Genomic DNA, 12,661 nt, shown 5'->3' with positions numbered 1-12,661 from the left:
TATGGATACTCTCGGTTATTTGGGTCAGGGCTTCGGCGTCGCGCTGAGCCCGTACAACCTGGTCACGGCCTTGACCGGCACGCTGATCGGCACCGTGGTCGGGCTGTTGCCGGGCCTGGGTCCGATCAATGGCGTGGCCCTGCTGATCCCGATCGCCTTCGCCCTCGGCCTGCCGCCGGAGTCGGCATTGATTCTGCTGGCGGCGGTGTATCTGGGTTGCGAATACGGCGGGCGGATCAGCTCGATCCTGCTGAACATTCCGGGCGAAGCCTCCACCGTGATGACCACCCTCGACGGCTATCCGATGGCGCGTCAGGGTCTGGCCGGTGTCGCCCTGTCGCTGTCGGCATGGAGTTCGTTCATCGGTGCGTTCATCGCCACCTGCGGCATGGTGCTGTTCGCCCCGCTGCTGGCGAAATGGGCGATTGCCTTCGGTCCGGCGGAATACTTCGTGTTGATGGTGTTCGCGATTGTCTGCCTTGGCGGCATGGCCGGTGATCGACCGCTGAAGACTTTTATTGCGGCGCTGATCGGGCTGTTTCTGTCGACCGTGGGCATCGACGCCAACAGCGGTGTGTACCGTTTCACTGGCGACAACATTCACCTGACCGACGGCATCCAGTTCGTGGTGCTGGTACTGGGTCTGTTCTCGGTCAGTGAAATCCTCCTGCTGCTGGAAAAAACCCATCGTGGCCAGGAAGCGGTGAAAGCCACCGGACGCATGATGTTCAACTTCAAGGAAGCGGCGTCGGTGTTCGTGGTGAACATCCGTTGCGGCCTGCTGGGTTTCATCATGGGCGTGTTGCCGGGTGCCGGCGCAACGCTCGCCAGTGCCGTGGCCTACATGACCGAAAAACGCATCGCCGGTGCCGGCGGCAAATTCGGTCAGGGTGACGCCCGTGGCCTCGCTGCTCCGGAGACCGCAATCGGTGCTTCGGCGTGTGGCGCGCTGGTGCCGATGCTGACCCTCGGCGTACCCGGTTCGGGCACCACCGCCGTGATGATCGGCGCGTTGTCGCTGTACAACATCACCCCGGGGCCGCTGCTGTTCCAACAGCAACCGGACATCGTCTGGGGCCTGATCGCGTCGTTGTTCATCGCCAACATCATGCTGGTGATCCTCAACATCCCGATGATCCGCATCTTCACCCGCATCCTCGCCGTGCCGAACTGGGCACTGGTGCCGGTGATCGCGATCATCACCGGGATCGGCGTCTACGCCGTGCATGCGACCACCTTCGACTTGTTCCTGATGGTCGGCATCGGCATCTTCGGTTACATCCTGCGCAAACTGGATTTCCCGTTGTCGCCGGTGCTTCTGGGGTTCATTCTCGGCGGGCTGATGGAGCAGAACCTACGTCGTGCGCTGTCGATTTCCAACGGTGCGCTGGAAATCCTCTGGTCGAGCCCGATCACTTTCGGCGTGTGGATCCTGACCGCGATCATGTTGCTGATGCCGCTGCTGCGCATCTGGCGCAAGCGTTCGGCGGCGCAACGCGCCATCGCCGATGTCTGATCGGTCTTCCCTCAGAAGCTGGTGGGCTACCCCGCTGGTCGGTCTGCTTGGCGGTTTCATCGCCAGCCAGATCGGCTGGCCACTGCCATGGATGGTTGGCTCGTTACTGGCGATCATCCTCGTGCGCTGCCTGACCCCGTGGCAACTCACGGAAATCCCCGGCGGGCGTAAATGCGGCCAATGGATTGTCGGCATCGGCATCGGCCTGCACTTCACCCCGTTGGTGATGGAGCAGGTGCTGAGTCATTTCGGATTGATCTTCTTCGGTGCGCTGGTCACCAGCCTGTCGGCGGTGGTCGGGGTGTGGTTGATGCGCCGCACCGGCGAAGATCGCGCCACGGCGTTTTTCTCAAGCATGCCCGGCGGCTCCGGGGAGATGGTCAACCTCGGCGCGCGCAATGGCGCGCTGCTCAGCCATGTCGCCGCGGGGCAGAGTCTGCGGGTGCTGGTGGTGGTGCTGTGCGTGCCGGCCGCGTTCAAGTATCTGCTGGGCGACGGCACACCGATTTCCCACGCCGGCAACGTAGATTGGCGCTGGCTGGCGATTCTGTTTCCCACGGGCGCCCTGCTCGCCTGGCTCTGGCAGCGTTTGCGTCAGCCCAATCCGTGGCTGTTCGGGCCGCTGCTGGTCAGTGCCACGGTGAGCATTGCCTGGGATTTGCACATCGGCCTGCCGGACGGCGGCAGCCAGATCGGCCAGTGGCTGATCGGCAGCGGCCTGGGCTGTCACTTCAATCGTCAGTTCTTCCGCCGCGCGCCGTCATTCATGGGCCGTACGCTGATCGGCACGGCGCTGACCATGTTGATCGCCACATTGGCCGCGCTGGGTTTGAGTGCGCTGACCCATCTGGATCTGCGTTCGCTGACGTTGGGCATGATGCCCGGGGGGATTGCCGAGATGAGCCTGACGGCGGAGACCCTGCAACTGTCGGTGCCGCTAGTGACGGCGATGCAGGTGATGCGGCTGCTGTTTGTACTGTTTCTGGCGGAGCCGTTGTTCAAGTACTGGAATCGTAATCCCGAGTAACACTGATATACCGAGTTGCCTTCTTCGCGAGCAAGCCCGCTCCCACATTGGTTATGTGCATGCCGCAAAACCAATGTGGGAGCGGGCTTGCTCGCGAAGGGGCCGGCCCGGTCTGCCGATCAGACCGGCGGCAACCGCCACTCGATCGGCGCTTCACCATTTTGCTCGAGAAACTTGTTGGTCCGGCTGAAATGCCCGCAACCGAGGAAGCCCCGATAAGCCGACAACGGCGACGGATGCACCGAGGTCAGCACCAAATGCTTGGTCGCATCAATTAGCTTCTGTTTGCTCTGCGCATGCGCCCCCCACAGCATGAACACCAGATGCGGCTGGCGTTCGCTGACCAGTTCGATGATCCGGTCGGTGAAGAACTGCCAGCCCTTGTCCTTATGCGCGTTGGCATTGGCCCGCTCGACGGTCATGGTGGTGTTGAGCATCAACACGCCCTGATCGGCCCAGCTCTGCAGGTAGCCGTGGTTGGGAATGTCGATGTTCAGGTCGCGTTTCAACTCTTTATAGATATTGACCAGCGACGGCGGCGCCGGCACGCCGGGTTGCACCGAAAAGCACAAGCCATGGGCCTGGCCCGGGCCGTGATACGGGTCCTGGCCGAGGATCACCACTTTGACTTTATCCAGCGGCGTCGAATTCAGCGCGTTGAAAATCAGCGGGCCCGGCGGATAGATTTCCTTGCCGGCCGCCCGCTCCTGCTGCAGAAAAGTGCGCAACTCTGCCATGTATGGCTGGTCGAACTCAGCACGCAGTGCCTCCTTCCAGCTCGGTTCGAGTTTGATACGGTCGTCAGCAGTCATGGTCATACCCGGCAAAAACAATGGGGCGAACCCTAGGAAAGCCGACCACGCTTGTCAATTGGTCTGACACAGATCCGGCACTTTCCCGCACAGCGATCATACTGAACGCTCAATTTCCCGATCGAGGTCACGATGAATCTGCACTTCGAAGAACTCACCGGCACCGACGGCGCCCGTCTCGGGATCGCCAGCCTGGATGCTGAAAAGTCGCTCAACGCGCTGTCCTTGCCGATGATCAACGCCCTGAGCGACAAACTGAACGCCTGGGCCAAAGATCCACAAATCGTCTGCGTGCTATTGCGCGGCAATGGCGCCAAGGCGTTCTGCGCCGGCGGCGAAGTGCGCAGCCTGGTGGAGGCCTGCCGCGCCCACCCCGGTGAAGTCCCGCCACTGGCGGCGCAGTTTTTCGCCGCGGAATATCGCCTGGACTACAGCCTGCACACCTACCCCAAACCGCTGATCTGCTGGGGCCACGGTTACGTGCTCGGCGGCGGCATGGGCCTGTTGCAAGGCGCGAGCACGCGGATCGTCACGCCGAGCAGTCGCCTGGCGATGCCGGAGATCACCATCGGTCTGTACCCGGACGTCGGTGCCAGTTGGTTTCTCTCACGGTTGCCGGGCAAGCTCGGCTTGTTCCTCGGTCTGACGGGTGCACACATGAACGGCCGCGATGCGATCGATCTGGATCTGGCCGACCGTTTCCTGCTTGAAGAGCAGCAACCGCAGTTGATCGAAGGCCTGCTGCAACTCAACTGGCAGGAACAGACCGACATGCAGCTCAACAGTCTGTTCAAGGCCCTGCAACAGGAAGCCGTCGGGCAGATGCCCGAGGCGCAGTGGTTACCCCGCCGTCAGCGGATCGACGAACTGCTCGACGTCAGCGACGTCACCTGTGCCTGGAAAGCCATCAGCCTGCAACGCGACAGCAGCGACCCGCTGATCGCCCGCGCCGCGAAAACCCTGAGCGAAGGCTCGCCGTTGACCGCGCATCTGGTCTGGGAACAGATCCTCCGCGCCCGCTATCTGTCGCTGGCCGAAGTGTTTCAGATGGAATACACCCTGAGCCTCAATTGCTGTCGGCACCCGGAATTCAGCGAAGGGGTGCGGGCGCGATTGATCGACAAGGATCAGAAGCCGCACTGGCATTGGCCGGACATCAATAACGTCCCGGACGCGGTGGTCGAGGCGCATTTTCACAAGGTCTGGGAAGGTCGGCATCCGTTGGCGGATCTGACGCAATACTGAACGCCCGGTAAATCGCAGGCACAAAAAAAGCGGCGCTCAATGCGCCGCTTTTTTGTTTGCGGATGCTTACCAGCGACCGCCTCGCCCGCCGTGGTCACCGCGGTTACCGTGATGGTCACGGCCGCCACGGTCACGATCCCAACCTCCACCGCGGTGGCCGTCCCAACGGCCACGATCATTGTCGTGCCAGCGACGACTCTCGTAGTAGCGCGGCGCTGGTTGGTAGTAGCGTGGCGCCGAGTAGTAACGCGGAGCCGGTTGATAGTAACGCGGGGCCGCCTGGTAGTAGCGCGGGGCCGAGTAGTAGGTGCTGCCGCCGCTGTAATAGGTGCCGCCAGTGTTGTAGTAAGCCGGAGCGGGTGAGGTGTAGACCTCCGAGCTGTAATAATTGTCTGCGTAGGAGTAGGGAGCGCAACCGGCAACGGAAAACATCATCGCAGCAAGTAGAAGAATTCGTCGATACATGGCGGCCTCCTGGACCGCGGGTAGCCGCACCAGCGACGCTGGCAGGCATCAGTCGTTTATTCGGTGACTGACGGAACATCTGACAGCGTTTTCCGAATCTGGTGCGCTTCCGTAACAAGTTGAAACATGTGATTGATGAAATCCTGTTCATTTGGAAAACACTGTCATTCAGCCGCCGATCAGTGGTGCCCACCGTGATAGCCGCGTCCGTAACCGCCGCGATAGCCGTGACCGCCGTAGTAATAGTGCCCGCCACCGTAATAGCGCGGGCCGTAATAACCGCCGTAGTAATACGGTGAGTAATAGCCTGGATAGTAGTAAGTGGCAGGGTAAGCATCGTAAGGACCGGCGTAGTAATAACACCCGGACAGCCCCAAGCCGAGCACCGCTCCCAGCAGCACCCGGCGCAACAGTTTGGAAGTAACCATGACGGCCTCCTGAAAGACCTGCGGCCGCAGCAGGACAGCGCAGCCGACACAGTTTTGACTGTCAGGTCCGGGGCAAGTGCCGGGCGCGCAAAGGCTTCAGATCAGCGGTGTCAGTCACACTGAAAATCCTCTGTGGAAGCAGGCTTGCTCGCGAAAGCGGTGGGTCAGTGACGAATCACTGACTGACAGGACGCCTTCGCGAGCAAGCCCGCTCCCACTGTTGGCCTGCGTAATGTCCAGGCATACATCGGTGCCACCACCGTACATGCTGATGACACCTTGCATACCCTGCTGTCTCGGGCCGATCATGCGATGTAGCAGGCCAGACAAACTGGCCGTAACCGCAATTGCGTGGAAATGCCTTACTCGTCCTATGCCTGATTCCGACATCAAACCCGACCTCTGCCCGGCATGCGGCGCGCGCAACGACTGCACCCTGGCTGACCCGCGCACCGCCGACCAGGCCTGCTGGTGCTATGCCGTGAGCATCGATCCGGCAGTGCTTGAAGCCTTGCCCGCAGCGCTGCGCAATCAATCCTGTCTGTGCCCGCGCTGCGCGCAGGTCGAGGCGCAACTGCAAGCAGCGGCGCGGCCGATCCCGTAAGATACGCGCCCCTTTATCCGCCGATTCCTGACCATGCGCGTCGACCGTTTCCTCAGCAACCTGCCCCGCTATAACCGTCAGCAGGTTCGCCTGTTGCTGGTGGAAAAGCGCGTGCGGATCGACGGAAAAGTCGTCAGCGACCCGCACAGCGAAGTGCTGGAGTTCAGCCGCGTCGAAGTCGACGAAGAAGTCCTGCAACTCGGCAAACCGGCACGCTACTTCATGCTGCACAAGCCGCCGGGGTGCGTCAGTGCCACCCGCGATCCGCAGCACCCGACCGTGCTTGATCTGATCGATGAACCGGACAAAGACGACCTGCACATCGCCGGTCGCCTCGACTTCAACACCACCGGGCTGATGCTGATCACCAACGATGGCAGCTGGTCGCGACGCCTGACCCAACCGCAGACCAAACTGCCGAAGGTCTATTACGTCGAGACCGAACAGGAGATCGGGCCGCAATACGCGCTGACGTTTGCCGATGGCATCTACTTCGCCTTTGAAAACCTGACCACGCAACCGGCGCAACTCGAAGTGCTCGGCCCAAGAGCGGCGCGTCTGAGCATCGTCGAGGGTCGCTACCATCAGGTGAAGCGCATGTTTGGTCACTTCAACAACAAAGTCTTGTGCTTGCATCGCGAATCCATGGGCCCGCTGTCGCTGGATAACGCGCTAAAACCGGGCGAGTACCGCGCTTTGCGCACCGAAGAGATCCATTTGTTATAAGCCGGCGACCGCTCAGCAGAAGTTGTCGAACAATTTACCAACGGCACTTGCGCGATCCCCATCCCACTGCTTGAATCAGGACGTCGGCCAAATTGTGACCGATGAGTCACCACATACTTCCAAGAAACTTTTTGCCGGTCGTCAGCCCGTTGGGTTGCGCCTCAGCCGGCAGACTGCCCGCCAATAACAACACCCGTCGACCGCAGTCATGGATCGACATGGGCCAAGCAAATTCCAGGCGTATGCCTACCTGTCACAAAGCTCGTGCAATCTCTATTTGCGCGCATACCCGCTTGCTTGCCAGGAGTCTTATGACATGAGGCCAGAAATCGCTGTGCTGGATATACAGGGTCAGTATCGGGTTTACACGGAGTTCTATCGCGCAGACGCCGCAGAAAAGACCATCATCCTGGTCAACGGCTCGATGGCCACGACTGCGTCGTTTGCACAGACTGTGAAAAACCTGCACCCGCAATTCAACGTGGTTTGCTACGACCAGCCCTACGCGGGCCGGTCGAAAATCCACAACCGTCACGAGAAACATCTGACCAAGGAAGTCGAAGGGCAGATCCTGCTGGAGCTGATCGACCACTTCGGCGCCGAACACGTGCTGTCGTTTTCCTGGGGCGGCGCAGCCACCCTGGTTGCCCTGGCCCATCAGCCGCGGCGTATCGAGAAAGCCGTGATCAGCTCGTTCTCGCCGGTGATCAACGCACACATGCTTGATTACCTGGAGCGCGGTGTCGATTACCTCGGCCAGCGCGACGGCGACCGCGTCGGGCACCTGGTCAACAGCACTATCGGCAAACACTTGCCGTCACTGTTCAAGCGCTTCAACTATCGCCACGTCAGCAGCCTGGCCGAGCACGAATACGGGCAGATGCACTTCCACATCAGTGACGTGTTGCACAGCGATCGCCAGTGCTACCTGAATGCGGCGAAGAAGATCAACGTGCCGGTGCTGTTCCTCAACGGCGAATGGGATGAATACACCGCCGCCGAAGACGCCCGGATTTTCGGCAACCACGTGGCGCACAGCACCTTCACCACGCTGCAGGCCACCGGCCACTTCCTCGACATGGAACACAAGGCCGCCTGTCGCGATAGCCAGAACGCCTTGCTCGGTTTCCTGAAACCCTCACTGCAGTCGAGCCGAACGCGTTACGCGTTCGTTCAGGATCACCATGCATTGGCCATTTGAAAAAGAGTCGTCGCGAGCGAGTCTGTGGGGTTGAAAAACCAGCATTGATTGCCCTGCAGATTTGCCCGCGAATGACCGTTTTCAATGCTGTAACGCGCTGCGAGCAAAAGAAAAACTTCAAATCTGCGCCCGACTCTGGTACAAAGTCAGCCGCTCTGAGCGGGTATAGTTTAGTGGCAAAACGAAAGCTTCCCAAGCTTTAGTTGAGGGTTCGATTCCCTCTACCCGCTCCACTCATTCAGGTCTCACGTCGTGTTATGACGGGGGATGCAGGAACAGAAAAACCGGCCTACAGGGCCGGTTTTTTTGTGTCCGGGATTTTGTGGGAAGGCACCATGAATGATGATTCTCCTGATTCGGACCTCTCCTCAACCAAATTTGAATAATTCCATTTTTCTGTGGGTTATTGCGATTTTTAAAAGATAAGCCACAATAAACAGGAATAACGCATGGATGACAATTTCCTGGATAAATCCAGAATTACCGGGTTTAAAGTAGCTTTTGAGGTGTAAGACCCATTATGTTGGATTTGAGCCTTAGCAAGCCAAGTGAGATCGTCAAGCGGATCTGTGAACGCCTGCGCACTGATCGACTCGCTCTGGAGATGACACAAGCAGATGTGGCCGCACGTGCCGGCATCGGAACCAACACGGTATCCAATCTTGAGGCCGGGCGTAATGTGGGCTTCGAAAATCTGGTGCGCGTCGCCATGGTACTTGGACGCAGCAAGGAACTCGAAAATCTGTTCCTGCCAAAGCTTGAAACTCTGGACGACATCCTGCGCTACGAAAACAGCGCCAAGCGTCAACGCATCAAAAGGAAATCCGAAAATGCTTGAGCGAGTGGACGTCTACTACGAAGGCTGGGGTGAACATTGGCAGTGGGGCACGCTGGCTTCCACCACAGCTCTGACCGGTCGGCCGCTGGTGGTGTTTGAGTACAGCGACGAAGCGAAAAAAAGAGGACTCGAACTTTCGTCCCTGAAACTTCCTTTACAAGGCGCAAAATTAAGCCGGGATTTCCCGCAACATCAGTTGGGATTGCCAGGCCCCGTCTATGACTCGCTGCCCGACGGTTGGGGCATGCTGCTGATGGATCGTCTATTCAAACGTCGCGGCCTGAATCCCGCACGCATCGGCCCCTTGGAGCGACTGGCCTACATTGGCAACAATGCCATGGGCGCCATGTCGTTCAAGCCTGTGGCGCCTGAGGTGCTAGAACCGCAGATGCATGTTCCCATTGAATTGCTTGCAGCCGAAGTGCAGCAAGTGCTCAAAGGTGAAGGGGGTGAGCTTCTTCAGAAGTTGTTGCTGGTGGGAGGATCTCCGCAAGGTGCCAGACCAAAAGCTCTGGTCTATCGCGATCCTGATACCGGGACGTTCACCACTGCCGCCACTCCGGATTTTGAAGCATGGCTGGTGAAGTTCCCGGCCCAGCACGAACACCCCGAAGTGTGCGCTATCGAAATGATCTATGCCGAGTGCTTGCGCCTCTGCGGCATTCAAACACCAGACACGCAATACTTCAGTCTGTCAGACGGAATGACTGCCTTCGCCAGCAAACGCTTTGATCGACAGGACGGGCTGCGCGTCCCCATGCAAAGTCTCGCAGCTTTCACCGGAGCAGATTTTCGATCCCCTGGAGCATTGGACTACGCCAACTTCCTGCGCGCGACGCAGAGATGCACCAATGATGTACGAGAAAAAGCTCGAGCGTTCGAGCGAGCTGTATTCAACGTTGCGTTCCACAATCGAGACGATCACCCCAAAAACTTTGCCTACACCATGTCACGAACTGGCGACTGGAAATTAGCCCCGGCCTACGATGTGACCTTTTGTGAGGGACCGGGTGGGTATCACCAGATGGATGTGATGGGCGAAGCGTTGGAAATCGACCGAAAGGCCATGCTTGGACTGGCAGCAGAAGCGGAGGTTAGTGCCTATGAGGCAGGAGTTATCATTGAGCGCTTTTGCGACGTATCCAGCCAATTCTCAACTGTGGCAAATGATCGTTATCCTGGCGCGATCACTCAGGAAACCCTGCGTACCATTCAAAGCCGAATTGATCACAACATCAAGTTGTTGCGATGACTGCATATCCTTGCAAATCACACTTTTTGAAACCCTGAAGATTTTTCCGACATTACAGATCCACAACACACCGACGGTTCTCACCTTCCCCACGACCCGCTAGCATTTCCCCATCACCCACCACCCTCCCCCTGCGCGGCCATCGACGAATACGCGTTTTGACTTTCGAGGGACTCCATGGCGCGGCCTCTGTGCCGCTGATGACCGAACTCAAAAGACCACTTCCCCCCATGACGCAAAATATTTACGACGATCCGGAGTTTTTCCAGGGCTACAGCCAGATGAACCGCTCTATAGGCGGCCTCGATGCCGCGCCGGAGTGGCCGGCGCTCAAGGCGTTGCTGCCATCGATGCACGACTTGAATGTGGTCGACCTCGGCTGCGGCTATGGCTGGTTCAGCCGTTGGGCCAGTGAACATGGCGCCGCCCATGTGCTGGGGCTGGATGTCTCGGAAAAGATGCTGGAGCGGGCGCGCGAAACCACAGCGGCGGCGAACATCCGCTATGAACGCGCCGACCTCGAACATCTCGATTTGCCGGCCTGCAGTTTCGATCTGGCCTACAGTTCGCTGGCGCTGCACTACATCAAGGATCTGGCCGGACTGTTCGCCCATCTGTACGCGGCGCTGAAACCGGGTTCGCATTTTGTGTTCTCCATCGAGCACCCGATCTTCATGGCCCCGCGCAATCCAGGCTGGCTGGTCGACAGCGATGGCCACAAGCGCTGGCCGCTGGACAGCTATCAGATGGAGGGCGAGCGGGTGACCCACTGGCTGGCCGACGGGGTGATCAAGCAGCACCGCACGATGGGCACGCTGTTGAATTCGTTGATCACGGCGGGCTTTGCCATTCGCCATGTCAATGAATGGGGGCCGAGCGATGCGGAGGTGGCGGCGCAACCAGCGCTGGCTGAAGAGCGGGAGCGGCCGATGATGTTGTTGGTGGCGGTGCAGCGCTAATTCGCGGCATATGCATTGTGGCGAGGGAGCTTGCTCCCGCTGGGGCGCGAAGCGCCCCGAATATCTTGGGCCTGCTCCGCAGTCCAGCGGGAGCAAGCTCCCTCGCCACAGAATGGGTGTTTGCCGTTACCGAGTCGCGACGATAAATAGCCGTGGAAACGGCAACAGCACCGAACCATCCGGCAACGCCGGATAAGCCTCGGCAACCGCCGCCATATACTGCGTGAGATATTGCGCCCGCTCCTCTTCAGTCAGCGGGCTCAGAAACGGAATCAAGCCACTGCCCTTGAACCACTCCACCACCCCCGCCGCTCCACCGGACAACTGATGGTGATAGGTGGTGCGCCACACATCGACCCGCGAGCAGTGCGGACGCAACATCGAGAAGTACTCGCTGGCGCTGGCCATGTCGGTGCGCTGTCCGGCGGCGCCGGCGAGTTTCGCGGCCCACGGGCCGTTGGCGGCGACTTCACGCATCAGTCGGTGGGAAGGCTCGTTGAGGTTATCCGGCATCTGGATCGCCAGACTGCCACCGTCCGAAAGCTTACCCGCCAACGCCGGCAGCAACGTCGCGTGATCCGGCACCCATTGCAGCACTGCATTGGCGAAGATCACATCGAACGGCCCTTGATCCGCCCAACTATCGATTTCCGCGACTTCGAACTGTAACTGCGGCAGCCGCTTGCGCGCCGCGGCGATCATGTCTACCGAGCTGTCCAGCCCCCGGACCTGGGCCTGCTCAAAACGCTGCACCAGCAATTCGGTGGAATTACCCGGGCCACAACCGATATCGACCACCGATCGCGCCTGAACCGTGGGAATCGCCGCCAGCAGATCACGGGCCGGGCGGGTGCGTTCATCTTCGAAAGCGACGTATTGTCTGGCGGACCAACTCATTGCGTTCTCCAGTCGGGACATTCCTGCGGTTCGTCACAATACAGGCAGCGCTGCGGACAGTTCCAGAGAGGCTTATTGCAAGGGATGTCTCCGCCTTCACAATTATTGGCAGGAGTCATTTGTAAGTAGAATTTTCATCGCGCCCCGGATGTCTGAATTTCAAGCTCTCCCAATAAGGAACATCGCAATGAAATTCGCGAAAATCTCCCAGACCCTGGCCCTCTGGGCCGGTAGCCCGAAAACCTTCATGGGCGCATTGATCCTGATTTTTCTGTGGGGGTTGAGTGGGCCGATTTTTGATTTCAATGACACCTGGCAACTGATCATCAACACCTCGACCACGATCATCACTTTTCTGATGGTATTCCTGATCCAGAATACGCAGAACCGTGATACCGACATCCTGCATCTGAAGCTCGATGAGTTATTGCGGGTGAACAAGGAAGCGCAGAACGCAATGCTCGGCCTGGAATCGCTGGATCTCAAACAACTCGAGGCGCTGCGCAAGCATTACCGCAGCCTGGGGGAAAGCGAGGTATTCGATCTTGAAGGGCTGGGGGAGAAGAGCAAGCCGAAGCAGGATTTGAATGACTGCTAAGTAAAGTTGAACAAAGCAAAAGATCGCAGCCTGCGGCAGTTCCTACACCGTTCTATGTAGGAGCTGCCGCAGGCTGCGATCTTTTGATTGGCA

The 12,661-nt window shown here is 59.1% G+C and carries 14 protein-coding genes and 1 tRNA gene; 11 read left to right on the top strand and 4 right to left on the bottom strand.

The window, feature by feature from the left end:
- Nucleotide 1: 1 nt before the first annotated feature.
- Both AC3WMV_RS23225 and AC3WMV_RS23220 read left to right on the top strand, forming a co-directional pair.
- Complete coding sequence (locus AC3WMV_RS23225; protein WP_027614452.1) at nucleotides 2-1,516, top strand: tripartite tricarboxylate transporter permease; 1,515 nt, start codon at nucleotides 2-4, stop codon at nucleotides 1,514-1,516.
- Nucleotides 1,509-2,543, top strand: coding sequence for an AbrB family transcriptional regulator (locus tag AC3WMV_RS23220; protein WP_027614451.1), 1,035 nt, complete (start codon nucleotides 1,509-1,511; stop codon nucleotides 2,541-2,543). Before AC3WMV_RS23225 ends, AC3WMV_RS23220 begins: the two co-directional genes overlap by 8 nt.
- A gap of 119 nt (nucleotides 2,544-2,662) precedes the next feature.
- Here AC3WMV_RS23220 and ung read toward each other — a convergent pair whose 3' ends face one another.
- Nucleotides 2,663-3,355: a uracil-DNA glycosylase gene (ung, locus tag AC3WMV_RS23215; protein ID WP_103368281.1), complete on the bottom strand. Its 693-nt coding sequence runs from the start codon at nucleotides 3,353-3,355 to the stop codon at nucleotides 2,663-2,665.
- Between the two features lie 132 nt (nucleotides 3,356-3,487).
- Between ung and dspII the strand changes: the two genes are divergently transcribed.
- A complete protein-coding gene (gene dspII / locus AC3WMV_RS23210) occupies nucleotides 3,488-4,600 on the top strand; it encodes an enoyl-CoA hydratase/isomerase DspII (protein ID WP_103368265.1) in 1,113 nt (370 codons plus the stop codon).
- 66 nt (nucleotides 4,601-4,666) lie between these two features.
- On the opposite strand, the gene AC3WMV_RS23205 is transcribed toward dspII, so the two are convergent.
- Nucleotides 4,667-5,065, bottom strand: coding sequence for a hypothetical protein (locus AC3WMV_RS23205; RefSeq protein ID WP_103368264.1), 399 nt, complete (start codon nucleotides 5,063-5,065; stop codon nucleotides 4,667-4,669).
- 179 nt (nucleotides 5,066-5,244) lie between these two features.
- Nucleotides 5,245-5,493: a hypothetical protein gene (locus AC3WMV_RS23200; RefSeq protein WP_103368263.1), complete on the bottom strand. Its 249-nt coding sequence runs from the start codon at nucleotides 5,491-5,493 to the stop codon at nucleotides 5,245-5,247.
- A gap of 373 nt (nucleotides 5,494-5,866) precedes the next feature.
- On the opposite strand from AC3WMV_RS23200, the gene AC3WMV_RS23195 reads away from it, so the two are divergent.
- The 7 genes from AC3WMV_RS23195 to AC3WMV_RS23165 all read left to right on the top strand — a co-directional run bounded on the left by AC3WMV_RS23195 (nucleotide 5,867) and on the right by AC3WMV_RS23165 (nucleotide 11,073).
- A complete protein-coding gene (locus tag AC3WMV_RS23195; protein WP_098967655.1) occupies nucleotides 5,867-6,097 on the top strand; it encodes a cysteine-rich CWC family protein in 231 nt (76 codons plus the stop codon).
- 33 nt (nucleotides 6,098-6,130) lie between these two features.
- The gene (locus tag AC3WMV_RS23190) at nucleotides 6,131-6,823 is read left to right on the top strand and encodes a pseudouridine synthase (protein WP_103368262.1); all 693 of its coding nucleotides are present in this window, start codon (nucleotides 6,131-6,133) and stop codon (nucleotides 6,821-6,823) included.
- Nucleotides 6,824-7,139: 316 nt separating this feature from the next.
- Nucleotides 7,140-8,024, top strand: coding sequence for an alpha/beta fold hydrolase (locus AC3WMV_RS23185; RefSeq protein WP_103368261.1), 885 nt, complete (start codon nucleotides 7,140-7,142; stop codon nucleotides 8,022-8,024).
- A 159-nt stretch (nucleotides 8,025-8,183) separates the two neighbouring features.
- Nucleotides 8,184-8,257 (top strand) — tRNA-Gly (locus tag AC3WMV_RS23180).
- Nucleotides 8,258-8,544: 287 nt separating this feature from the next.
- Nucleotides 8,545-8,862, top strand: coding sequence for a helix-turn-helix domain-containing protein (locus tag AC3WMV_RS23175; protein WP_027614444.1), 318 nt, complete (start codon nucleotides 8,545-8,547; stop codon nucleotides 8,860-8,862).
- Nucleotides 8,855-10,114, top strand: coding sequence for a type II toxin-antitoxin system HipA family toxin (locus AC3WMV_RS23170; protein WP_103368260.1), 1,260 nt, complete (start codon nucleotides 8,855-8,857; stop codon nucleotides 10,112-10,114). The genes AC3WMV_RS23175 and AC3WMV_RS23170 overlap by 8 nt, the downstream gene beginning before the upstream one ends.
- Before the next feature lie 230 nt (nucleotides 10,115-10,344).
- Nucleotides 10,345-11,073 (top strand): class I SAM-dependent methyltransferase, encoded by a 729-nt coding sequence (locus AC3WMV_RS23165; protein ID WP_096796589.1) that lies wholly within the window; start codon nucleotides 10,345-10,347, stop codon nucleotides 11,071-11,073.
- Nucleotides 11,074-11,199: 126 nt separating this feature from the next.
- Here the strand turns inward: AC3WMV_RS23165 and tam are convergent, their stop codons facing one another.
- Nucleotides 11,200-11,970 (bottom strand): trans-aconitate 2-methyltransferase, encoded by a 771-nt coding sequence (tam, locus tag AC3WMV_RS23160; protein ID WP_103368259.1) that lies wholly within the window; start codon nucleotides 11,968-11,970, stop codon nucleotides 11,200-11,202.
- 187 nt (nucleotides 11,971-12,157) lie between these two features.
- Here tam and AC3WMV_RS23155 point away from each other — a divergent pair, with 187 nt between their 5' ends.
- Nucleotides 12,158-12,568, top strand: coding sequence for a low affinity iron permease family protein (locus tag AC3WMV_RS23155; RefSeq protein ID WP_027614440.1), 411 nt, complete (start codon nucleotides 12,158-12,160; stop codon nucleotides 12,566-12,568).
- The last annotated feature ends 93 nt before the right edge of the window (nucleotides 12,569-12,661 follow it).

The sequence above is a fragment of the Pseudomonas sp. FW305-3-2-15-E-TSA4 genome (assembly GCF_058787295.1).
This window is presented reverse-complemented; position numbering and strand designations above follow the sequence as displayed.